At 70.3% G+C, this 20,375-nt stretch carries 23 protein-coding genes; 10 read left to right on the forward strand and 13 right to left on the reverse strand.

What is annotated here, in order from left to right; all coding sequences use genetic code 11:
- Positions 1-18: 18 nt before the first annotated feature.
- Positions 19-1,062 carry a helix-turn-helix domain-containing protein gene (locus D458_RS0108900; RefSeq protein ID WP_193374602.1) on the reverse strand — a complete coding sequence of 348 codons (1,044 nt, stop codon included), beginning with the start codon at positions 1,060-1,062 and terminating at the stop codon, positions 19-21.
- A gap of 51 nt (positions 1,063-1,113) precedes the next feature.
- Between D458_RS0108900 and D458_RS0108905 the strand changes: the two genes are divergently transcribed.
- The 3 genes from D458_RS0108905 (at position 1,114) to D458_RS0108915 (ending at position 3,100) form a co-directional block, all read left to right on the forward strand.
- Entirely contained in the window at positions 1,114-1,512 is a 399-nt protein-coding gene (locus D458_RS0108905; RefSeq protein ID WP_017586384.1) for a cupin domain-containing protein, read from the forward strand.
- A 72-nt stretch (positions 1,513-1,584) separates the two neighbouring features.
- Positions 1,585-2,184 (forward strand): DUF7691 family protein, encoded by a 600-nt coding sequence (locus D458_RS0108910; RefSeq protein ID WP_017586385.1) that lies wholly within the window; start codon positions 1,585-1,587, stop codon positions 2,182-2,184.
- Between the two features lie 103 nt (positions 2,185-2,287).
- Positions 2,288-3,100, forward strand: a complete 813-nt coding sequence (locus D458_RS0108915; RefSeq protein WP_017586386.1) for a phytanoyl-CoA dioxygenase family protein — start codon at positions 2,288-2,290, stop codon at positions 3,098-3,100.
- Between the two features lie 94 nt (positions 3,101-3,194).
- Here D458_RS0108915 and D458_RS0108920 read toward each other — a convergent pair whose 3' ends face one another.
- The gene (locus tag D458_RS0108920; protein WP_040702316.1) at positions 3,195-3,992 is read right to left on the reverse strand and encodes a phosphodiesterase; all 798 of its coding nucleotides are present in this window, start codon (positions 3,990-3,992) and stop codon (positions 3,195-3,197) included.
- Between the two features lie 105 nt (positions 3,993-4,097).
- On the reverse strand, positions 4,098-5,057 hold the full coding sequence (locus D458_RS0108925) for a phosphotransferase (protein ID WP_017586388.1): 960 nt from the start codon (positions 5,055-5,057) through the stop codon (positions 4,098-4,100).
- A 157-nt stretch (positions 5,058-5,214) separates the two neighbouring features.
- On the opposite strand from D458_RS0108925, the gene D458_RS0108930 reads away from it, so the two are divergent.
- Entirely contained in the window at positions 5,215-5,979 is a 765-nt protein-coding gene (locus D458_RS0108930) for a class I SAM-dependent methyltransferase (protein WP_017586389.1), read from the forward strand.
- A gap of 278 nt (positions 5,980-6,257) precedes the next feature.
- Here D458_RS0108930 and D458_RS0108940 read toward each other — a convergent pair whose 3' ends face one another.
- The gene (locus D458_RS0108940; protein ID WP_017586391.1) at positions 6,258-6,812 is read right to left on the reverse strand and encodes a pyridoxamine 5'-phosphate oxidase family protein; all 555 of its coding nucleotides are present in this window, start codon (positions 6,810-6,812) and stop codon (positions 6,258-6,260) included.
- Positions 6,813-6,870: 58 nt separating this feature from the next.
- Positions 6,871-7,710, reverse strand: a complete 840-nt coding sequence (locus tag D458_RS0108945) for a TetR/AcrR family transcriptional regulator (protein WP_017586392.1) — start codon at positions 7,708-7,710, stop codon at positions 6,871-6,873.
- Positions 7,711-7,791: 81 nt separating this feature from the next.
- Here D458_RS0108945 and D458_RS0108950 point away from each other — a divergent pair, with 81 nt between their 5' ends.
- Positions 7,792-10,065 (forward strand): ATP-binding cassette domain-containing protein, encoded by a 2,274-nt coding sequence (locus D458_RS0108950; protein ID WP_017586393.1) that lies wholly within the window; start codon positions 7,792-7,794, stop codon positions 10,063-10,065.
- Positions 10,066-10,181: 116 nt separating this feature from the next.
- On the opposite strand, the gene D458_RS0108955 is transcribed toward D458_RS0108950, so the two are convergent.
- The 3 genes from D458_RS0108955 to D458_RS0108965 all read right to left on the reverse strand — a co-directional run bounded on the left by D458_RS0108955 (position 10,182) and on the right by D458_RS0108965 (position 14,084).
- Positions 10,182-11,690, reverse strand: coding sequence for an NCS1 family nucleobase:cation symporter-1 (locus tag D458_RS0108955; RefSeq protein WP_017586394.1), 1,509 nt, complete (start codon positions 11,688-11,690; stop codon positions 10,182-10,184).
- Between the two features lie 70 nt (positions 11,691-11,760).
- A complete protein-coding gene (locus tag D458_RS0108960) occupies positions 11,761-13,266 on the reverse strand; it encodes an NCS1 family transporter (protein WP_017586395.1) in 1,506 nt (501 codons plus the stop codon).
- 38 nt (positions 13,267-13,304) lie between these two features.
- Positions 13,305-14,084 carry an aspartate/glutamate racemase family protein gene (locus D458_RS0108965; RefSeq protein WP_017586396.1) on the reverse strand — a complete coding sequence of 260 codons (780 nt, stop codon included), beginning with the start codon at positions 14,082-14,084 and terminating at the stop codon, positions 13,305-13,307.
- 106 nt (positions 14,085-14,190) lie between these two features.
- Here D458_RS0108965 and D458_RS0108970 point away from each other — a divergent pair, with 106 nt between their 5' ends.
- Positions 14,191-14,856, forward strand: a complete 666-nt coding sequence (locus D458_RS0108970) for a helix-turn-helix domain-containing protein (protein ID WP_017586397.1) — start codon at positions 14,191-14,193, stop codon at positions 14,854-14,856.
- A gap of 74 nt (positions 14,857-14,930) precedes the next feature.
- Positions 14,931-15,419 carry a GNAT family N-acetyltransferase gene (locus D458_RS0108975; RefSeq protein ID WP_017586398.1) on the forward strand — a complete coding sequence of 163 codons (489 nt, stop codon included), beginning with the start codon at positions 14,931-14,933 and terminating at the stop codon, positions 15,417-15,419.
- 2 nt (positions 15,420-15,421) lie between these two features.
- On the opposite strand, the gene D458_RS0108980 is transcribed toward D458_RS0108975, so the two are convergent.
- A complete protein-coding gene (locus D458_RS0108980) occupies positions 15,422-15,793 on the reverse strand; it encodes a winged helix-turn-helix transcriptional regulator (protein ID WP_017586399.1) in 372 nt (123 codons plus the stop codon).
- Positions 15,794-15,873: 80 nt separating this feature from the next.
- On the opposite strand from D458_RS0108980, the gene D458_RS0108985 reads away from it, so the two are divergent.
- Positions 15,874-16,293, forward strand: coding sequence for a RidA family protein (locus D458_RS0108985; RefSeq protein ID WP_017586400.1), 420 nt, complete (start codon positions 15,874-15,876; stop codon positions 16,291-16,293).
- A gap of 60 nt (positions 16,294-16,353) precedes the next feature.
- Positions 16,354-16,905 carry an NUDIX hydrolase gene (locus tag D458_RS0108990; protein WP_017586401.1) on the forward strand — a complete coding sequence of 184 codons (552 nt, stop codon included), beginning with the start codon at positions 16,354-16,356 and terminating at the stop codon, positions 16,903-16,905.
- 14 nt (positions 16,906-16,919) lie between these two features.
- Here the strand turns inward: D458_RS0108990 and D458_RS0108995 are convergent, their stop codons facing one another.
- Positions 16,920-17,420 carry a DinB family protein gene (locus D458_RS0108995; RefSeq protein WP_017586402.1) on the reverse strand — a complete coding sequence of 167 codons (501 nt, stop codon included), beginning with the start codon at positions 17,418-17,420 and terminating at the stop codon, positions 16,920-16,922.
- A gap of 40 nt (positions 17,421-17,460) precedes the next feature.
- Positions 17,461-18,087 carry a class I SAM-dependent methyltransferase gene (locus tag D458_RS0109000; protein WP_017586403.1) on the reverse strand — a complete coding sequence of 209 codons (627 nt, stop codon included), beginning with the start codon at positions 18,085-18,087 and terminating at the stop codon, positions 17,461-17,463.
- A gap of 85 nt (positions 18,088-18,172) precedes the next feature.
- Between D458_RS0109000 and D458_RS0109005 the strand changes: the two genes are divergently transcribed.
- Complete coding sequence (locus D458_RS0109005; protein WP_017586404.1) at positions 18,173-18,760, forward strand: XRE family transcriptional regulator; 588 nt, start codon at positions 18,173-18,175, stop codon at positions 18,758-18,760.
- A 67-nt stretch (positions 18,761-18,827) separates the two neighbouring features.
- Here D458_RS0109005 and D458_RS33240 read toward each other — a convergent pair whose 3' ends face one another.
- Together D458_RS33240 and D458_RS0109015 are read right to left on the reverse strand one after the other, a co-directional pair.
- Complete coding sequence (locus D458_RS33240; RefSeq protein ID WP_017586405.1) at positions 18,828-19,523, reverse strand: SRPBCC family protein; 696 nt, start codon at positions 19,521-19,523, stop codon at positions 18,828-18,830.
- Between the two features lie 223 nt (positions 19,524-19,746).
- Positions 19,747-20,349 carry a class I SAM-dependent methyltransferase gene (locus D458_RS0109015; RefSeq protein ID WP_017586406.1) on the reverse strand — a complete coding sequence of 201 codons (603 nt, stop codon included), beginning with the start codon at positions 20,347-20,349 and terminating at the stop codon, positions 19,747-19,749.
- Between the last annotated feature and the right edge of the window lie 26 nt (positions 20,350-20,375).

The raw sequence follows: 20,375 nt of genomic DNA on the forward strand, positions 1-20,375 counted from the left end.
AGAGACGCTAGGACGCGCTCATCCCAGGGGAAAGGGCGAACTTTGAACCTGTGGAAAACCTCCGCTCCCGGGAACAAAGCCGCCGCCCGCCTGGTTCGCCGGGCGCGGCCCGAAGCGCTCGCGGTACAGGGCCGGGCTGATACCCGTGTGCGCCCGCACGCTCGCCCTCAGGTTGGCCCCGGTGCCCAGGCCGCTGACCCGCGCGACGGTGTCGAAGCCCATCCCGCCCGCCTCGATCAGACGGCAGGCCAGCAGCACACGCTCCGAACGCAGCCAGGCCAGTGGGGTCGTGCCGAGTTCGGCGCGGAAGCGGCGGTGCAGGGTCGCCTGGCTGACCGCCGCCCGAGCGGCGAGGTCGGCGACGGTGAGCGGGGTGTCCAGGCGTTCCCGCACCCACTCCAGGAGCGGTGCGAGGGAGCTGTCCGCCGTCTCCGGGACGGCCTGGGGGACGAACTGCCGCTGACCGCCCTGGCGGTGGCCGCTGAACACCAGCCGCCGGCTGACGGTGTTGGCCACCTCCGCACCGTGGTCGCGGCGGATCAGGTGCAGGCCCAGGTCCAGCGCGGAGGCGCTGCCCGCGGCGGTGAGCACGTCGCCCTCGTCCACGAACAGCACGTCCTGCTCCAGGCGCACGAGCGGGTACGTCCGGCGGAACAGCTCCTCGAACCGCCAGTGCGTGGCCGCGCGGCGCCCGTCCAGGACCCCGGCCGCCGCCAGGGTGAACGATCCGCTGCAGAAGCTGACCAGGCGCGCTCCCCGCAGGGACGCGTTCCGCACGGCCTCGACCACCTCGGGGGCGGGCGGCACCCATGGGTCGGGGCGGTTGGGCACGATTATTGTGTCGGCCTCGGCCACAGCGTCCAGCCCGGCCAGGCCGGCCATGGTGAACATGCCCAGGTGAACGCGGACCTCGGGGCGGGGCGAGCACACGGTGAGTTCGTACCAGGGGCGGTCGAGTTCGGGCCGGTGCAGCCCGAAGAGTTCGGTGGCCACGCTCATCTCGAAGGGGTTGGACCCCTCGTCGACGATCAGCGCCACCCGGTGCGAGGATTCTTGCGGCATGTGCGATTCCTAGCACTTCCCGGCGCACGGCGCCAGCGCGAGGATGAGCACATGAGCGAACGAGCGATCAGTCTTCAGGCCGCGCTGGACACCTTCGACCAGCTGTGGAGCCCGCGCGTGGTCACCCGCGTCAACGACTACGACGTACGGGTGGCCAAGGTTCGGGGCGAGTACATCTGGCACGCCCACGAGAACACCGACGAGTTCTTCCTGCTGCTCTCCGGCGACCTGCGGATCCGGCTCCGCGAACACGACGGCGCCGAGGAGCGGGTGGTCACCCTGGAACAGGGTTCGGTGTTCGTGGTCCCGCGCGGCACGGAACACCGCCCCGAGTCCGACGGCGGAGCGTCCATCCTGCTGTTCGAGCCCACCGGGACCCTGAGCGTCGGCGACCGGCACGAGGAGGTGCCCGACCACGTGGACGCCACCACCGGTCACGCGCTGACCTGATCTGGGGGCTGCCTCCTCGGGCGCTTCGCCGACTGGTGCTGCGATGTCGTAGGCCGCCGATACTGTTCCCGCATGAGTTACGCGCTGACGCCCTACGTGGTCGACCTCGACGTCCTGCACGCCTCCGTCGGGTCCAAGGACGAGAAACTGCGCCGCATGATCGGCGGCCGTTTCAAACGGCGGCTGGATTTCGACGACTCCCAGTTCGACAGCGTCATCGACGAGGGCGGTCCCACCATCCGCGACGCGATCCGCGCGGTCATCGAGGGCGGTCCCTTCGACGACCAGCACGGAACCATGTACGCCTACGCCTACAAGTGGATCTGCGAGTTCCACGGACGGGCCCAGTTCAACAACGACTTCTCCCCGATGAGGTCCGAGTGGCTGGGGGTGGTCGACGAGGGCCTCAAGGCGCTGGGGGTGAACGCGGTCAGGGTCGAGGAGTTCAGCTTCGGCCGCATTCCTTCGCCGATCCCCGACCCGGACTTCCTGCCGGGCTACGGCGAGTGGAGCCGCACCGAGTGCGAGTCAGCTCTCGAGCAGTGGGAGGCCGCCACCGACGAGGCCAAGTCCGCCCTCGAACCCGAGGTGCTGCGGGCCGTTGAGTCCTGCATGGACTGGTGCCGCAACGCCACCGCCCTCGGACGCGGCGTCGCCGCTTTCTTCAGCTGACCGCACAGGGCAGGCCGCTCGGCGCGCGCTCCGGTGGTCACCCGACAAAGGCTGTGCGAGGATTGTCGGGTGACCGGGGCCGGGGTCGCCGCACGATGGGGGCATGGATGACACGACCTTGGTATCCCGTTTCCTCCGCGACGGCTTCGTGAAGTTGGAGGGCGCTGTCGCGCCGCGCGTGGCCGCGGACTGCGCGCGGCTGCTGTGGCGAGAGACCGGCTGCGACCCGGACGACCCGTCGACGTGGACGCAGCCCATGCACTGGGTGGGTGGCCTGGCACAGGGGCCGTTCGCCGCCGCTCCCAACTCCCCGTCGCTGCATCGCGCGTACGACCTGCTCGTCGGCGCGGGACGTTGGGAGCCGCGCTACTCGCTGGGCACGTTCCCACTGCGCTTCCCGCACGAGGAGGAGCCGGACGACGCGGGCTGGCACATCGACGGGAGCTATCTCCCGGAAGGCGAGAGCTGGTACTTCACGAACCTGCGCTCCCGGGGCCGGGCACTGCTGATGCTGTTCCTGTTCAGCGAGGTCGGTGAACAGGACGCCCCGACCCGGATCCGGGTCGGATCGCACCTCGATGTGCCGAAGGTGCTGGACAAGTACGGGGAGGACGGGGCGAGCGGGCTGGCCATCGCCCCCGATCTGGTGGCGGCGTCCGACCACCGTCCACTCGCCCATGCCACCGGGTCCCCGGGCGACGTCTTCCTGTGCCATCCGTTCCTGGTGCACGCCGCGCAGCCGCACCATGGAGTGCGGCCGCGCTTCATGGCGCAGCCACCGCTGATGCCGGCCGCACCGTACGAACTGGAACGAACCGATGGCGCGTACTCTCCCGTGGAGATCGCGATCCGCCGGGGTCTGGGACAGGACACCCCCGGCCCGGACGGCGACGGCACCGGCCGCAGCGCCGGGTAGCCGTGCCACGATCAGCGTCGGCGAGGTCGTCGCGAAGGAAGACCCCGGCGGACAGTGACTGTTCAGCCAGGGGCCGCGCGTCGGCGGCACCGGGTCAGAAGTGCCCGGTCAGGCCGCCCGTGTGGCTGACCTGGACGGTGTGGCTCACCCACCCCCGGCCGGTCTGCTGGTGCAGGAGGAAACCGGTGGGTTCGTGCACGTATCCCATCGGGGCGCGCCCGTTCCTGACCAGTTCGCTCTGCCGGTACGTGCTGGGGGCGGTGGCCAGGACACTGCCTCCGAATCCGGTGCTGGTCGGCCGGTGGACGTGCCCCGCCAGGACCCGGACGACGTCGGGATGGCGGGCCACCACCTCCTCCAGCGCCTCGCCGTCCTCCAGGCGCATACCGTCCAGGAACGGGACGCCGATGGGGACCGGCGGGTGGTGCAGGCACACGAAGGCCGGGACGCCGGGGCGCCGGTCCAGGGCGGTGTCCAACCAGGTCAGTTGTTCGGCGCCCAGCAGCCCGCAGGGGGAGCCGGGCACGAGGGAGTCCAGGACCACGACGGTGACCCCGGGGTACTCCACCACGTACCGGCTGCTGCCGTCTCCGCCCAGGTGGGAGCTGTCCCCGAAAGCGGCGCGCAGGTTCCGGCGGTCGTCGTGGTTGCCGGCGGCCAGGTGCAGTGGAAGCGGGAAACGGTCGATGATCTCGCCCAGGAGGGCGTACTCCTCGGGGCTGCCGTGCTCGACGAGGTCACCCGTGATGACCACGCAGGTCGGCCGGGGGTCAAGGGCGAGAACACGGCTGAGCGCCCGGTGCAGACCGGTGGCCGGTTCGGCGGCGAGCGCGCCCGTTGTCAGGTGGGGATCGCTGAGGTGTGCGACGGAGGTACTGCTGGAGGGGGTCATGACGGCCACGGTGCCCCAGGGCCGGGTTCACGGGCAACAGGTCACGCTGAGAGCGGACCGGGGCGGCGTGGCCCGGCCGCCGGAGCCGGTGTTCGGGCTGCGGGTTCAGTCGGCCCGGCCGGGCGGGTTCACGCTGAACGGGGTGTGCCGCCACTGGTCCACGGCCGGGTTCAGGTACTCCGCCAGCACGGGCAGCTTCGGGACGAGCTCGAGGGCGGCGATGGTGCGCAGCCTGCCCACGGCGTTCACGAAGTCCATCACGTCCTCGTTCAGCTCCCGCATGCCGTTACGGCGCGCGCCGCGGTTGTAGGCGGCCTCCAGCTCGGATCCGAGCGCGGCCAGGTCCCACTCGACCGGTCCCAGGCAGACCAGCTCGAAGTCGGCGTAGCGGTCCCCGTCCACGGCGGCGAAGACGTTCGCGGGCGGGGAGTCACCGTGGACGGTTTGCAGCTCGACGCCCGGGAAGGCCTTCTCGAACTCCGTCTGTGAACCGGCGAGGGGTTCGAGGACCTGCCACTCGCGGCGGGCGCGGTCCAGGTCCTGCGGGGAGATAAGGTCGGGGCTCTTCTCCAGCCGGGCGAGGCTCTCGGTGAGGGAGTGCGGCTCGGCCGCCTCCAGGAACCGCAGTCGGCCCGGGTAGTCGCGCAGGGCGGCGTGCAGGTGAGCGGTGCTCTCGGCGTTGGCCGCGTAGTCGGGCTCCTTGTCGCGGTTCTCCTCGACGTACTGCCAGAACGTCATCGAGAACCCGTCGCGCTGTACGGGCTCGCGCGGCACGAGCGGGCTGGGCGGGAGCACGGGGACGCCCTGTCCGTCCAGCCACCGGGTCACGTCCAGTTCCGCGCGCTGGCGCCGGGCCAGGGACTCCAGGGTCGTCGAGTCCGGCAGGACGGTGGGGACGCGCGCCACGACCGGTGAGGGCGCGAGGTGGACGACGACGGAGAACAGGTCGTGCAGCACCTCGGGTTCGCGGACGTCGAGTCCGAGGTCGCGTCCGGCTCCGACGGCCGCGTCCACGGCCGCGGAGGTTCGGTCGGCGAGCTGTTCTCGGGTGAGGAATTCGGTCATCGGATGATCATTCCACGCCCAGGAGCTGGCGGAATGTCAGCGGCGTGCCGTGTCGTGGCTCACGGACGCCTCGTGTCCGAACCCGGTGGAGGGCGGCTGGTGGGTTCGGGGGTGAAAACCCTTTGGCCGCAAGGGACGGGGCCACGACAATGCCCTCATGGTCGATCGACACTTCTCCGTTCTCAACCTGGCCGAGCTCTACGACTACTTCAGCCACTGGCAGGTCTCACCGCAGGACGACTTCTACCTCGATCTGGTGATGGGCGCCCGTTCGGTGCTGGACGTGGGGTGCGGGACCGGCAAGATCCAGCGGGTCGCCCGCGAGCGGGGGCACACCGGGCGGCTGGTGGGACTGGATCCGGCCGACGCGATGCTGGAGGTCGGCCGCCGGGACCGGGGCGACGTCGAGTGGGTTCTGGGCGACCTGGTCGCCGGCCCCTACGAGGGAGAGGCCGAGCTGTTGGGGGACGGCGCGTTCGACCTGGTCATCATGTCCGGGCACGCCTTCCAGGTGTTCCTCGGCGACGAGGACGTGCGTGCCAACCTGGCCGCCGTGCGCAGGATTCTGGCCCCGGGCGGCCGGTTCGTGTTCGAGACCCGCAACCCGGCCGTGCGCGGCTGGCAGGCCTGGAGCCCCGAGCGGGTGCGCACCGTGGACGGCCCCGGCGGCAGGAAGGCGACCTGTGTGCACCGCCTGCGCGAGGTGGCGGGCGAGTTGGTCACCTTCACCTCCGACTACAGCGTCGAGGGCTGGGCCGAACCCGAGACCGTGCGCAGCACCCTGCGTTTCCTGGACGCCGAGCGCCTGAACGCCTTCCTCGCCGAGGCCGGGCTGGAGGTGAGCGCCCAGTACGGGTACTGGGACCGCAGCCCGCTCACCGACTCCAGCGAGGAGATCATCACCTTCGCCCGCCCCGCCTGAGCCGACGGCGATCGGGCAGGATACTGGGCAGTGAAGAGCTCTCGAGGAGGTGCCCGTGTTCTTCTTCTACAACAGCCGGTGGGGCTGCGTGACGTCCCTCCTGGTCTCGGCCGCCCTGACCCTGCTGCTGCTGTTCCTGCTCGGTTGGATCTGACCGGCCCGCGCTCTCACCGGCCCCCGGCCCGGGGCGTTCGTGCCGGCGATGGTCGCCGCGGACCGGTTCGAGGGCCTCTGACAGCCGTTGGCGCTGTTGGGGGCCCTGGGAGCTGTGTGGCCGCTCACCCCGGCATCCCGGGAAGGCCGTCGATGCTGGTGGCGTTGCGCTTGCTCCAGTAGTCGTCGAAGTAGGCCGGATCGTGGCGTTCGTGGTGCCGGTCCAGCAGGTCGCGGTCACCGCGCAGGTCCATGAGGGGCACGGAGAACCCGCACGAGTCCGAGATCCGGTGGACGTCCACCACGATGATCGAACGCTGCCCCAGGGTGCGCTCCTTGGCGAAGTGGACGCGCAGTTCGTCGAATTCGGGGTCGGCGGGCAGGACGGCGCGGCCGCGGCCGTGCAGGCGGACGATGTCGGGCGGCCCCTCGAAGGCACAGAACATCAGCACGACGCGGCCGTTCTCGCGCAGGTGGGCGATGGTCTCGGTGCCCGAGCCGGTGTAGTCGAGGTAGGCCACCCGGTGTTCGTCCAGGACCGCGAAGGTTCCGCCCATGCCCTTGGGGGAGACGTTGACGTGGCCGTGGGCGTCCAGAGGCGCCGTGCCGACGAAGAACACCGGCTGAGTGAGGAGGAACCGCTGCAGCCGGGGTCCGATGGACTCGTGGATCTTTGCCATGACCGGAAGTCTGGCACGCGGGTTCGGCTCCGGTCCCGGGGGGTACGTGCTGTGGGGTTCAGGGGGCCTTCGGCTCGGGAGAGGCGGCCTCGATCTGGTTCCGTACCCCGTCCAGCAGGGCGTCGAGGCCGAACTGGAAGGACTCCCAGGCCTCCTGTTCCAGGTAGGGCTCGTCGGGGTCGGCGTTGTCGAAGGCGCCGGCCTGGGTCATCAGGGTCAGGGTGGGGAAGCGCGTGTCGAAGTCCTCGACGACCTCCTCCAGCTGGGCGGAGCGGGCGTACCACCACTCGTCCTCGGGGATGCCGGTGACGGCCTGGGCCTGGCGGGCCTCGGCTGCGGTGCGCACCAGGCCACGGACCAGGTTGAAGATGCTGGCGTGGGCGCCGCTGATGGCCTTGGGCGGCAGTCCGGCCCGGTGGAGTACCGTGGCCAGGGACTCGAAGACCTGGTACTCGTTGGGGCCCAGGACCGGGCGGGCCTGTGAGATCTCCAGGCTCCAGGGGTGGCGCAGGTAGAAGCGCCACAGGTTGCCGGTCCAGGTGAGGACCTCCTCGCGCCAGACCGTTTTGTCGGTGGCGCCCTCTAGCGTTGTGGTCTCGGTCTCCCACTCGCGGACCAGTTCGGCGAAGGCGTGGTCGTACATGAGGTCGACGAGTTCGTTCTTGCTGGCCACGTAGGTGTACAGGGACATTGCGGTGCGCCCGAGGCGTTGGCCCACGGCGCGCATGGACAGGGCCTGCATGCCCTCGGTGTCGGCGACCTCGATGGCGGTCTCCACCACCAGGTCCACGCTCAGCTGTGACTTGGGGCCGGGGCCGGTGCGTTCGACGGGTTCGTGGTCGCGCCACAGCAGTGCCATGGAGCGGCGGGGGTCACCCTGGCCGGCGTAGACAACCACTTGCATCTCCTTATGGAATAAACTAACGTTCGCTGGCTGTTAGTTTAGCGCATAAGGATTTCCAGGACCTTGAGGAGCAGCTTGTCTTCCGAACCCACTGCCACCGCGGACACCCACGACACCATCCAGGTCCGCGGGGCCAGGGAGAACAACCTCGACAACGTCTCCGTGGACATCCCCAAGCGGCGGCTGAGCGTCTTCACCGGCCTGTCCGGATCGGGTAAGTCCTCGCTGGTCTTCGGCACCATCGCCGCCGAGTCCCAGCGGCTGATCAACGAGACCTATACGGCGTTCCTGCAGTCCTTCATGCCCAGCGTGGGTCGGCCGGACGTGGACTCGCTGCGCAACCTCAGCGCCGCGATCATCGTGGACCAGGAGCGCATGGGCGCCAACTCGCGCTCCACGGTGGGCACCGCCACCGACGCCCACGCCATGCTGCGCATCGTCTTCAGCCGGGTGGGCACCCCGCGCCTGGAGCCCTCCAGCATGTTCAGCTTCAACAACTCCGAGGGCATGTGCCCCGAGTGCGAGGGCCTGGGTCGCACCAACCAGATCGACGTCGAGGAGCTCTACGACCGCGACCTGTCCCTGAACGAGGGCGCCATCACCGTCCCCGGGTACGCCGTGGACAACTGGTACTGGCAGGTCTTCGCGAACTCGGGGCTGCTGGACGCGGACAAGAAGCTGCGCGACTACACCGACGAGGAGTGGCAGGACTTCCTCCACAAACCCCTCACCAAGGTCAAGATCGGCACGAACAACATCTCCTACGAGGGCCTGGTCCCCAAGATCAAGCGGACCTACCTGGCCAAGGACCGCGAGAAGATGCAGGCCTCCATCCGTACCTTCGTGGACCGGGCCGTGGTCTTCTCGGTCTGCCCCGAGTGCGAGGGCACCCGGCTCAACGCCGCCGCCCGGGAGGTCAAGGTCAACGGGCGCACCATCACCGAGTGTGCGTCCATGCAGATCAGCGACCTGGCGGAGTTCGTCCGCGAGATCGACGAGCCCTCGGTCAAGCCGCTCGCGGACACCCTCGGCCACACCCTGGACTCGCTGGCGGAGGTGGGGCTGGGCTACCTGAGCCTGGACCGGGAGTCGGGCACCCTGTCCGGCGGCGAGGCCCAGCGGGTCAAGATGGTGCGCCACCTGGGCTCCAGCCTCAGCGACGTCACCTACGTCTTCGACGAACCCACCGTGGGCCTGCACCCGCACGACATCGAGCGGATGAACAACCTCCTGCTCAGCCTGCGCGACAAGGGCAACACCGTGCTGGTGGTCGAGCACAAGCCCGAGACCATCGCCATCGCCGACCACGTCGTGGACCTGGGGCCGGGCGCCGGACCCACCGGCGGCACCGTCACCTACACCGGTGACGTGGCCGGGCTGCGCGCCTCCGACACCCTGACCGGGCGCCACCTGGACCACCGGGCCCAGCTCAGGGAGCGGGTGCGCACCCCCAAGGGGGTCATCCCGATCCGCGGGGCCAACACCCACAACCTCCGCGACGTGTCCGTGGACGTCCCGCTGGGCGTGCTCACCGTGGTCACCGGTGTGGCGGGTTCGGGCAAGAGCTCGCTCATCCACGGCGCGCTGCCGGGCCGCGAGGGCGTGGTGGTCGTCGACCAGTCCGCGATCCGGGGCTCGCGCCGCTCCAACCCGGCCACCTACACCGGGCTGCTGGACCCGATCCGCACCGCCTTCGCCCGTGCCAACAAGGTGAAGTCGTCGCTGTTCAGTGCGAACTCCGAGGGGGCCTGCCCCGAGTGCAAGGGCGCCGGGGTCATCTACACCGACCTGGCCATGATGGCCGGTGTCGCCTCCACCTGCGAGAAGTGCGAGGGGCGCCGGTTCAAGGCCGAGGTGCTCGAGCACAAGCTGCGCGGCAAGGACATCAGCCAGGTGCTGGCCATGTCCGTGGTGGAGGCGCGTGACTTCTTCGCCTCGGGCAACGCCCGCACCATCCTGGACCGGATGTACGACGTGGGCCTGGGCTACCTGGGGCTGGGCCAGCCGCTGACCACCCTGTCCGGCGGTGAGCGCCAGCGCCTGAAGCTGGCCATCTCCATGGCCAAGAAGGGCGCGGTGTACGTGTTGGACGAGCCGACCACCGGCCTGCACCTGGCCGACGTGGACCGGCTGCTCGCGCTGATGGACCGCCTGGTGGAGGACGGCAACACGGTCGTGGTGATCGAGCACCACCAGGCGGTCATGGCCCACGCCGACCACCTGATCGACCTCGGCCCGGGAGCCGGGCACGACGGCGGCCACGTGGTCTTCGAGGGCACCCCCGCCGAACTGGTGGAGCGGGGCCAGACCCTGACCGCCCGCCACCTGCGCACCTACCTGGGGCGCTAGCGCCCGGCAGGTCCCAAAAGGTCCCAAAAGCAGGTGGGCCCGCCTCCGGAGGACGTCCGGAGGCGGGCCCACACGCGTTTTCCGAACCCTGTGCGGGGTCCGGTGGTCCTGTGCGTTCAGGAGGAGGCGGGGGCGGACTTGCGGGCGCGGGCGATCGTGTAGTGCAGGGCGCCGCCCAGCAGCGCTCCGAAGATCCACACGAACCCGGACCAGGCCTCCAGGGCGGGCAGCCACACGGCGGTCACCGAGAAGACCGAGGCCAGGCAGAAGGCGGCCAGGGCGCGCAGGTTCCATCCCTTGGTGAAGTAGTACTCGGAGCCGGGCGCGGCGGAGTACAGGGCGTTCAGGTTCAGCCGCTGGCGGCGCAGCAGGTAGTGGTCGGCGACGATGATGCCGTACAGCGGGGCCAGGACCGCGCCGAGGGTGTCGACGAAGGACGCGATACCGATGTTGTCGATGTAGGCCACCCACAGGGCGCCCACGACGAAGCCCACCGCGGCGGTGATGAGCCCGCCCGTGCGGGCGCTGATGACCGAGGGCGCCAGGTTGGCCAGCCCGTAGGCGGGCGGGATGAAGTTGGCGACGAGGTTGATGCCCACGGTGGCGAGGAAGAAGGTCAGTGCCGCCACCACGGTCAGCCAGATGTTGTCCACGCGCGCGACGATGTCGGCCGGGTTGGTCAGCGCCTGCCCGTACAGCACCGAGCTTCCGGCGGTGATGACCAGGGTGAGGAAGGAGAACAGGGCCAGGCTGACCGGCAGTCCCCACAGGTTGCCCCGGCGCATGGCGCGCTCGGAGCGGGTGAACCGGGAGAAGTCGCCGTAGTTGACCACGACCGCGGCGAAGTAGGCGACCATCGTGCCCACGACCGCGGAGAAGGCCGCCAGGGAGCCGCCCGGGTAGTCGCCGTTTCCGGCGAAGACCGTGCCCAGCTCTGTGAACAGGTCGCCGCCGGCCATGGCCCACAGGGCGATCATCATGGCGATCATGACCGCGTACACGGCCGGCCCGGCCCAGTTGAGGAAGACACCGATCCATTTGATGCCCATGCTGAACAGCGCCAGTTGGACGAGGGCCACGATGACGTAGGAGGTCCACCCCACGGCGGACAGCCCCAGGAAGGAGCCCTCGGGGCCGGGGCCGACCACGGCGGTGATGAGCAGGGCCATCGCCGTGGAGGCGAAGTAGGTCTGTGCCCCGTACCAGAACATGGCCGTGACACCGCGGATGAGCGTGGGGAACTGGGTGCCGTGCACGCCCATACTGGCCCGTGCCATGACCGCGTAGGGGATGCCGTAGCGCACGCTCGGCCGTCCCACGAGGTCGCACAGGAACATCACGATGACCCCGGCCAGGATGATCCCGGTGAAGACCGCCCATCCGTTGAGGCCGTAGGAGATGAAGAGCGTGGCGGCCAGGGTGTAGCCGAACAGGCTCTGGATGTCGTTGGTCCAGACGTTGAAGATCTCGAACGCGCCCCAGCTGCGCTTGCTCTTGGGGACGGGGGCGAGGTCGTCGTTGTACAGGGAGGGGTCGGGGGAGTGGATGGTCAGGTCGTCGTCACCGGTGGCGGGGACACCGGCGGTGGCGTCGGCCGAGGTGTGCGGTCGGGGAGGGTTGCTCACGGGGGTCCTCACGGAGGGCGGCGGTCAGGTTCGGGGCAGGGCGGAGACGGTGCGCGGGTCGGGCAGTGGTTCAGATGTCGGTGCGCTCGCCCTTCGCGGGCAGTTCGTCCACGGCCAGGCGGCTGAAGGTGCGTGAGTCTGCGTCGTAGACCCAGCTGCGGCCCACACTGGTGGCCAGGTACGCGTCGCCGGGGTCGTCGATCTCGGCCTGGGGGTGGTGGCGCAGGATCCAGGTGCGCATCAGCACCAGGTAGACGGCGAAGGCCACGGGGAAGCCGATGACGTAGGCGTAGTCGGGCTGCCACAGGGCCGCGGCCGAGGCGCCGAACCAGGCGATGAGTGCGGCGGGGTTGACGCCCCGCGCGTACCGGTACTGGCCCCGGGGGTCGTACAGGGCGGGCACGTTCAGGCGGCGGCGTCGCAGCACGTAGTAGTCGCAGATCATGATCCCGGCGATGGCCGCGATGAACCCGCCGTAGTAGCTCAGGAAGGTGAACAGGTTGTCCAGCAGCAGCCAGGGCATGACGGCGGTGCCCACCACTCCGGCCAGCACGACCCCCGAGCGGTAGGACAGGTGGGGTGCGGCGGCGTTGACGAAGTTGAGCGCCGCGGGCACCACGTTGGCGGCGGTGTTGGTGGACCACTGGGCCAGGATGATCATCACCAGCAGCAGCGCCAGCACGAAGCCGGTGCTCTGGCCCTGGATGACGTCGACGGGGTTCCATTCGCCGGTGAGGACGAACGAGACCGCTCCGATGAAGGAGATCCAGGCCTGCATCAGGGGCAGGGCCACGAACTGGGCGACCAGGACGTTGCGGTTGCGGCGCAGGAAGCGGCGTTCGCCGGGCACGGTGCGCACGAACCGGGTGATGCTGGGGATGTCCACGGCCAACGGCGCCCAGACGACCATGTTGATGAGGAAGAACGCCACCAGTGACAGGTCGCCGCCGGAGGCGAAGGTCCAGATGTTGGCCCCCTCCAGGTCGGCGATGCCGTCCAGGGTGTAGTACATCCAGATCGAGACGGCCAGGATGCACGGGGCCGCGACGGACGCCAGCCGCTCGACGGCTTTGATGCCGAGGGCGACGTTGACGATCTGCACCACCAGGAACAGGGCGTACCACAGGGGCCAGGAGGCGAACCCGGTCCAGTACTCGACCAGGCCGTTGATGGCCAGCGCCCCGAGGTAGGTCTGGATGCCGAACCAGCAGGCGGCGACCACTCCCCGGGAGACCGAGGGGAAGTGCGTGCCGAGGGTGCCGAAGGGGGCGCGCAGGAACACGGCGAAGGACAGGCCGTGTTCGGTACCGATGTCGGCGGTGAGGGTCATGATGACCGACAGGGTCATGGTGGCGCCGAGCACCAGGAGCATCACCACGGGCAGGGAGAGGCCTCCCTCGACGCCGTTGGCGCCGTACTGGAAGGTCACGATCACGATGGCCAGGCCGACCCAGATCCAGACGAAGCCCAGCAGGGAGATGGGGCGCTGGTTGAGCCAGGTGGGCAGGATCGACTCTTCGAGCAGGTGGTTGGCGGACGGGGGCGAGCTGCTGCGTCGGGGGGTGGTGGCGTCCATGGGCCTGTGCTCCTCGGGGAGGGTCAGGGGTTCAGGGGTCAGAGACGGGACTCGGGGGCGGCGGCCGGGGCGACGGGCGGGCGCTGTGCTTCCAGGGCCGGGCTCAGGGGCCAGTGGGTGAGGGGTTTGGGGCGCGGCGCGGCGAAGGTGCGGACCCGGCTGGTGGTCAGGCCGAGGCCGACCAGGGACTCGGCCAGGGCGACGGCGCTGGTGAGGCCGTCCACGACCGGGGCTCCGGCGGTCTCCTCGGAGGTCAGTTCCATACCGGCCATGCCGCCGCAGCCCAGCACGATCACCTCGGCGCCGTCCTGTTCCACGGCGGCTCGGGCCTGCTGGGCGACGGCCTGGGCGGCAGCGGTGGGATCGCTCTCCAGTTCCAGCACGCCCAGGCCGCTGGCGCGCACCGAGGCGCAGCGGGTGCTGACTCCGGCCAGGGTGAGGCGGTCCCAGATCATGGGCACGGTGCGGTCCAGGCTGGTGACCACCGAGTAGCGGTGGCCGAGGAGGCAGGCGGTGTGCGCGGCGGCCTCGGTGATGTCGATGACGGGGGTCGGGCAGAGCTCCTGCAGTCCCTCCTTGCCGTGGTCGCCGAAGCCCGCCTGGATGACGGCGTCGTAGGGGCGGTCGTAGGTCATGACGCGGTCCATGACGGCCACGGCCGCCAGGTGGCTCTCGAAGTTGCCCTCGACCGAGGCGGGGCCGAAGCGGGGGGTGAGCGCCTCGATCTCGGTGCCGGGCCGGGCGACGGTGCGGGCCTGCTCGGCCAGGGCGCGGGTGATGTCCGTCGAGGTGTTGACGTTGACGACCAGGATGCGCATGCGGTCCTTCCGGTGCCGTGCGGGGTGACCCGCTCAAAATGAAGCTATTACTTCAATACAGTTAAAGCAATGACTTCACAAGACCGGCACTTATACTTAACACGCCATGGCTGAATTCACCGAGCACCCCGCGCCCCCACGGTTCGACGAGCAGAGGTTCGGCGAGCGCATCCGAGAACTGCGCACCGCACGCGGCCTGTCCCTGCGTGAGCTGGCCGCACGCCTGGAGATCAGCGCCAGCGCGCTGTCCCAGATCGAACGCGGCAAGATGCGCCCCTCGGTCACCCGGCTGTACCAGATCATGGGTGAGCTGAACGTGCCGATGGCAGCAGCCTTCGGGCCTCAGACCAGCGAACCGGCGGCCCCCGACGCCTACACCACGCCGATGGGCGAGGCCCCCGGCCCTCGCTGGGATCCGGACGCCGACGCGGACGTGGGCAGTGTCGCGGTCACCCGCCGGTCCGAGGCCGCCGCGCTCGAACTCGGCCACGGCGTGCGCTACCGGCGCCTGACCCCGGGCCCGGTTCCGGGGATGAACTACTTCGAGTCCGTGTACCCGCCCGGCTCCTACTCCAGCCAGAACGCCGAGTACGTGCGCCACCGCGGCCACGAGATCGGCAACGTCGTCAGCGGGGTGCTCACCGTGGACGTCGGTTTCGACACCTACGAACTCCACCCCGGTGACTCCATCACCTACCCGTCCACCACCCCGCACCGCATCTCCAACCAGGGCGCGAAGGACGCCGTGGCGATCTGGCTGAACCTGGACTGATCAGCCCGGTCCGCGAGGGCTCGCGTACCGAAAACCGCGGGCGCCCGGCCGGGGCCCTCTGCCATGATCGCCGCATGCAGATCAGAGAAGCCGAAGCAGCGGACTGGCCCGCGATCTGGTCCTTCTTCCGTCCGATCGTGGCGGCGGGGGACACGTTCACCTACCCCGTGGAGATGGACGAGAAGCAGGCGCACGACGGATGGCTCCTGCCCGATCCCGACCGGACGGTGGTCGCCGTGGACGGGTCAGGGACGGTGCTGGGCACGGCCAAGATGAACCGCAACCACATGGGCAACGCCTCCCACATCGCCTCGGCCAGTTACCTGGTCGACCCGGCCCGCGCCGGACAGGGGGTGGGGCGCGCACTGGGCGAGTACTCGCTGGATTGGGCTCGCGAGCAGGACTACCGGGCCATGCAGTTCAACGCGGTCGTGGAGACCAACACCCGGGCGGTGGGCCTGTACGAGTCACTGGGCTTCGAGGTGGTCGGCACCCTCGAGGAGGGGTTCCGCCATCCCGAGCACGGGTACGTGGGGCTGCACATCATGTACCGCAGGCTCTGACCTCAGGTCTCTTCGTCGAACCTCTCGCGGGCGCGCTCGACCTCGGGCATGGTGACCGTGGTCCAGCGCAGGAGCGCGTCGATGAGGTCCTGGAGCGTGGTGCCCAGCGCTGAGATCCGGTACTCGACGGCGAGCGGGCGCGTGTTCACGACGACCCGGTCGACCATGCCGTTGCGTTCCAGACGTCGCAGGGTCGCGGTGAGGGACTTCTGGGTGATGAGGGGGATCGCCCGACGCAGTTCGTTGAAGCGCGAGGGCTGCTCGCACAGCCGGTCCAGGACCTGCAGCGACCACTTGTCGAGGATCTGGTCGAGCAGCTCGCGGTGCTCCGCGGTGATCTGGGTGGCGGGTGCGGCAGGGGTGGTTTCCAGCATGATACCTAGTCTCGTTGAGGTTCCCTTCGGACACCTAGTAGACATGGGATACCTGCTGAACGCCAACCGGAGGAACCACCATGACCGTGCAGCTGCTGACCCCCGAGGGCATGTACCAGCCCGTCCCGTACCACCACGTCGCGATCGGCACCGGCACCCGCCACGTGCACGTGGCCGGGCAGATCGCCCGCGACGGAGCGAACGGCCCCGTCGCCACCGGCGACCTCACCGGCCAGATCGAACAGGTCCTGCGCAACGCCGCACGCGGCCTGGCCGGAGCCGGGGCGACCTTCGCCGATGTCGTGCGCCTGCGGTTCTTCCTCACCGACTGGGGCCCCGACCAGCCCGAGACGATGGAGGCGTTCATGGCGGGCATCGAGAACGTCACCGAGGAACTCGGGATTCCGCGTCCGCTGCCGCCCGTGTCGGCGATCGGCGTGAGCTACCTGTTCGAGCCCGACGTGCTCGTGGAGGTCGAGGCCTACGCCGTCCTGGACTGACCGGCACCGGCGGCCCCCAGTCGCACCCGGACCGGGGGCCGCCCCGCGATACTGGCGCACATGACGACTCCCGCCGCACCTTCCGCCGCCGACCCCGTGCCGTTCTCCCGGATCAAGATCCGGGTCGGCGCACTGGTGTTCTGCGAGAGCGAGGTCGCCCTCATCCGCCGCGACCGCCCCGACTCCGTGCACTACACCCCGCCCGGCGGGAACGTCGAACCCGGTGAGGACCTGGAGGCCGCGCTTTGGCGCGAACTGGCCGAGGAGCTGGACCTGCGCCCGGACCAAGCCGGCTCACCGGAGCTGCTGTGGGTGGTGGACCAGAGGGTCAGCCGTCCCGGGCCGACCCCGCCACCGCGCAAGCTGCACCTGATCCACCGCCTGCACGTCACCCCGGAGGTGCGCGAGACGCTGGCCGCGGAGGAGTACGACGAACAGCCCGGCGGTGGATACGAGGTGGGCGTGGTGGAGTGGGTGGACCATCGGAGAACCGCTGACCTCCCGATCTTTCCGCTGATCGGGCCGGCCCTGGCCGCCCTGCCGGACCCGCACGCGGTGGTCGCCGACGCCGCCCTGCCGGCGGTCACGGACGACAACTACGTGTGGGTCTAGGTCAGGCGCCGCGGTCAGCGTCCGACCGCACCGTCGATCTGTTCGCGGAGAATGTCGGCGTGGCCCGCGTGGCGGCCGGTCTCCTCGATCATGTGGGCCAGGGCCCAGCGGAGGCTGGGAGCGGGACGTCCCGGGCCGGGTCGGGGGACGGGTTCACCGAGGTCGGTGCACCCGTCGAGCACTCTGTTCGCTTGCTCGACCGTCTGCCGGTAGCGGGCGACGACGTCGCTCACGCTGTCCGCCGGAGCGGCCTGGAAGGTCGCCTGCCAGTCGGTGACCCGGCCGCCCAGGAAGATCGAGCGCTCGACGGAGGTCAGGTGGTGGAGCAGACCGAGGAGGTTGGTTCCCGAGGGCACTCCGGCCGTTCGGACCTGTGGTTCGGGGGCGTCCTCGACCTTCGCCGCGATGGAGGTCCGGAGGTAGTCGAGGAATCCGCGCAGGACTTCGGCTTCGCTGGTGCCGGTCCGGGGCGGCGGGGAGTCGGCGCGGCGGGCGCGGTGGGACAAGGTGGACATGAGGGACTCCTTGCGTCGGGAAGCGGCTTTTGGCTCCCGGTCAGACGGTGCGGCGGATGAGCAGGACGTGGTCGGTGACCTCGGCGGTACGGCCGCCCGGACCCGTCGCGATTCTGCGGGGCGTGTCGGCCCGCTCGACCGTCCACGTCGCGGGGTCCAGTCCGATGCCGGCGGCGACCTCCTGAGGGGTCGGGTAGGAGGTGTCGGGGTCCTGGTTCCACGACCACGGTGCGGTCGAGCCGTGGTCGACGATCAGCAGGCTCCCGCCCGGGTGCAGTGCGTGGGCCGCTGCCCGCAGGACGGTGGGCCGGTCCAGGTCGTGGGGGGAGTGCAGGTAGTGAGCGCAGACCAGGTCGAATCGGCCCCGGGGGAAGGCCGCGTGCAGGTCGTGGCGCTCGGCGGTCACCAGCTCCTGCAGGCCGTGTGAACGGGCCAGGGCGGCGAGCCGCGCGACCGCGACGGCCGAGAGGTCGACGGCGGTGACGTGCCACCCCCTGCGGGCGAGCCACAGCGCGTCGCCGCCCTCACCGCACCCCAGGTCCAACGCCCGGCCGGGCGCCAGGCCCGTGACCGCTTCGACGAGTCGGCTGTTCGGTCGCGGGTCGGTGGCCGCGGGCCGGGTCGTGTGGACGCCGTCCCAGAAGGTGCTCGCGTCGGTGGTACTCATCGGGACTCCTTGTGTCGGTTGCCCCCAGCCTCACCGAGACCCCGTGATATGGCACGAAAACTTGCGGTTATGGCAAGGTGCATGCATGCACCACGGAACAGAGGACGAACTCGACACGGTGGGGCCGCGGCTTCGTGCGCTGCGTCGTGCCCGGGGCATCACCCTGGCCGACCTCTCGGCGACGATCGGGGTCTCGGAGAGCACCCTGTCCCGGCTGGAGAGCGGTCAGCGTCGCGCGACCCTGGAGTTGCTGCTGCCACTGGCCCGCACCTACGACGTCCCGTTGGACGATCTCGTCGGCGCTCCGCGCACGGGCGACCCCCGCATCCATCTGAAGCCGATCCGGCGGTTCGGGATGGTCTTCGTTCCGCTGTCCAGGAGGCCAGGCGGTACACAGGCGTTCAAGATGATCATCCCGGCACGGCCCGAACCGCTCGAGCCGACCCCGCAGACCCACGAGGGCTTCGAGTGGCTGTACGTGCTCAACGGCCGTCTGCGCCTGGTGACCGGTGAGCGCGACCTGACGCTGCAGCCCGGTGAGGTGGCCGAGTTCGACACCTCCCTGCCGCACTGGCTGGGCAGCGCCGACGGCGGCTCGGTCGAGCTTCTCATCCTGTTCGACCCGCAAGGGGTGCGCGCGCACCTGCGTACCGGTACGGCCTCCGAGACCTGAACCCGTTGACGGATCTCCTCGCGGCCGGGCCGAGCTTCCCGGCCCGGCCGCGGCCGCGCGAGAGCGGTCAGCCCTCCAGGAGCTTCTTGAGGTCGGCGAGCCAGGTGCGCCAGTCGGCCTTCCACTCGCCGGCGCGTTCCGCGTCGGCGATGCGGGTGTGCTCGATACCGGCCATCGACTTGTCCTCGCCCTTGGACTGGAAGGTCACGGCGATGCGAGTGCCCTCGGGCAGGTCCGCGGTGAACCGCTTGCCCGGCTTGGCGGTGCGCTCGGCCGCCTCCACCGGCAGCCAGCGGGTGCGCAGCCCGGGTTCGGCGAAGGCCTCGAAGAGCCGCTCGACCGGGACGTTCACGGTCTTGCTGGCGCTGGTGGCGAAGCCGTCCTTCTTCTGGCCCGGCACGCGCAACCCGCGTTCCTGCTCGTAGGCGACGGTGACGGTCTGGGCCCACCAGCCGTCCACGTCGTGTTCGCCGGTCAGGTGGGCGGCGATCTCGGTGTGGGAGCGGGTGGTGGCCTCCCAGGCGTCCAGCAGCGCGAACCAGGACCCGTAGTCGCGGCCGGTGGCCTCGGCGACCTTGTCACCGGAGACGCGCTCGCGGATGGTGGCCGCACCGGTGCCCGCGGGCGGAGCGGGTTCGCCGGCGGAGGCGGCCGGGGTGGGTGCGGGGTCCGAGATCAGCTGGGCGCGGGCGGCGGTGTAGCTCTCGCCGGTCTTGTCCATGCGGGCGCGCACGCTCTGCTTGAAGGACTTCTGGCTGGTCATGACGGCTCCTCGGCGGTCCGCGGCGACACCCACGCTCCCGCCGCCCCGCCGGAAGGGCTGCACACGTCAGACCGGCGTCCCGAGAACTCCAGGGTCCCCTTTGCCTCCACTGAGCCGGCGGCGTGGGCGCCGGGGCCGGAGGTTGGGCGCGGGACCGCGCCGTCTCCCACGCTACCCCGGTCGCCGGTGAAGCACCACCCTGATCAGGGGCGGTGGGGCCGGGTCACCGTGCGCGGTGGGCGCGCAGGACGGTGTCGTGGGTGTGGTGCGACCCCGGCGGCGGGGGGACGATCCGGGGGCGGGTCTCGTTGACGGTGACGGTCCAGTCGCCGCCCAGCAGTTCGGCGACCTCGGCGGGCTGGTAGTAGTCGGCGGGGGCGTGGCCGTCGTCCAGGCGCTCGGGCAGTCCGGTGATGTCGTGTCCGACGAAGAGGAGGGTGCCTCCGGGGGCGACGGCGGACAGCAGGCCGTGGAGCGCGGTGTGCTCGGGTCGGCGCGGGAATGGGAAGTAGTGCACGCAGACCAGGTCGAAGGCGTCGGCCGGCGGTGGTGCGGTGGTCAGGTCACCGCATTTCCACGACACCCGTTCCTCGACGTCCGTTCCGAAGCCGGCCGCCCGTTCCAGGGCGACCCGGGAGATGTCGACCGCGGTGACCAGCCAGCCCCGCCGGGCCAGCCAGAGGGCGTCGGCGCCCTCGCCGCAGCCCACGTCGAGGGCCTGGCCGGGCGGAAGGTCGGCCAGTTCGGTCACCAGGACGCCGTTGGGGTCGCCGCTGAAGAGCTGGGCCTGACTGCTGTACCTGTCGTCCCAGAACTGTGCGTCCATGGTCCGCGCCTCCTCGGTGATGGGGT

Source organism: Nocardiopsis ganjiahuensis DSM 45031, from assembly GCF_000341085.1.
Classification (GTDB): domain Bacteria; phylum Actinomycetota; class Actinomycetes; order Streptosporangiales; family Streptosporangiaceae; genus Nocardiopsis; species Nocardiopsis ganjiahuensis.

Coding starts and splice junctions, on each gene's coding strand:
- D458_RS0108900 (WP_193374602.1), bottom strand. CDS start 1,062: ATGCCGCAAGAATCCTCGCACCGGGTGGCGCTGATCGTCGACGAGGGG.
- D458_RS0108905 (WP_017586384.1), top strand. CDS start 1,114: ATGAGCGAACGAGCGATCAGTCTTCAGGCCGCGCTGGACACCTTCGAC.
- D458_RS0108910 (WP_017586385.1), top strand. CDS start 1,585: ATGAGTTACGCGCTGACGCCCTACGTGGTCGACCTCGACGTCCTGCAC.
- D458_RS0108915 (WP_017586386.1), top strand. CDS start 2,288: ATGGATGACACGACCTTGGTATCCCGTTTCCTCCGCGACGGCTTCGTG.
- D458_RS0108920 (WP_040702316.1), bottom strand. CDS start 3,992: ATGACCCCCTCCAGCAGTACCTCCGTCGCACACCTCAGCGATCCCCAC.
- D458_RS0108925 (WP_017586388.1), bottom strand. CDS start 5,057: ATGACCGAATTCCTCACCCGAGAACAGCTCGCCGACCGAACCTCCGCG.
- D458_RS0108930 (WP_017586389.1), top strand. CDS start 5,215: ATGGTCGATCGACACTTCTCCGTTCTCAACCTGGCCGAGCTCTACGAC.
- D458_RS0108940 (WP_017586391.1), bottom strand. CDS start 6,812: ATGGCAAAGATCCACGAGTCCATCGGACCCCGGCTGCAGCGGTTCCTC.
- D458_RS0108960 (WP_017586395.1), bottom strand. CDS start 13,266: ATGGACGCCACCACCCCCCGACGCAGCAGCTCGCCCCCGTCCGCCAAC.
- D458_RS0108965 (WP_017586396.1), bottom strand. CDS start 14,084: ATGCGCATCCTGGTCGTCAACGTCAACACCTCGACGGACATCACCCGC.
- D458_RS0108970 (WP_017586397.1), top strand. CDS start 14,191: ATGGCTGAATTCACCGAGCACCCCGCGCCCCCACGGTTCGACGAGCAG.
- D458_RS0108975 (WP_017586398.1), top strand. CDS start 14,931: ATGCAGATCAGAGAAGCCGAAGCAGCGGACTGGCCCGCGATCTGGTCC.
- D458_RS0108980 (WP_017586399.1), bottom strand. CDS start 15,793: ATGCTGGAAACCACCCCTGCCGCACCCGCCACCCAGATCACCGCGGAG.
- D458_RS0108985 (WP_017586400.1), top strand. CDS start 15,874: ATGACCGTGCAGCTGCTGACCCCCGAGGGCATGTACCAGCCCGTCCCG.
- D458_RS0108990 (WP_017586401.1), top strand. CDS start 16,354: ATGACGACTCCCGCCGCACCTTCCGCCGCCGACCCCGTGCCGTTCTCC.
- D458_RS0108995 (WP_017586402.1), bottom strand. CDS start 17,420: ATGTCCACCTTGTCCCACCGCGCCCGCCGCGCCGACTCCCCGCCGCCC.
- D458_RS0109000 (WP_017586403.1), bottom strand. CDS start 18,087: ATGAGTACCACCGACGCGAGCACCTTCTGGGACGGCGTCCACACGACC.
- D458_RS0109005 (WP_017586404.1), top strand. CDS start 18,173: ATGCACCACGGAACAGAGGACGAACTCGACACGGTGGGGCCGCGGCTT.
- D458_RS33240 (WP_017586405.1), bottom strand. CDS start 19,523: ATGACCAGCCAGAAGTCCTTCAAGCAGAGCGTGCGCGCCCGCATGGAC.
- D458_RS0109015 (WP_017586406.1), bottom strand. CDS start 20,349: ATGGACGCACAGTTCTGGGACGACAGGTACAGCAGTCAGGCCCAGCTC.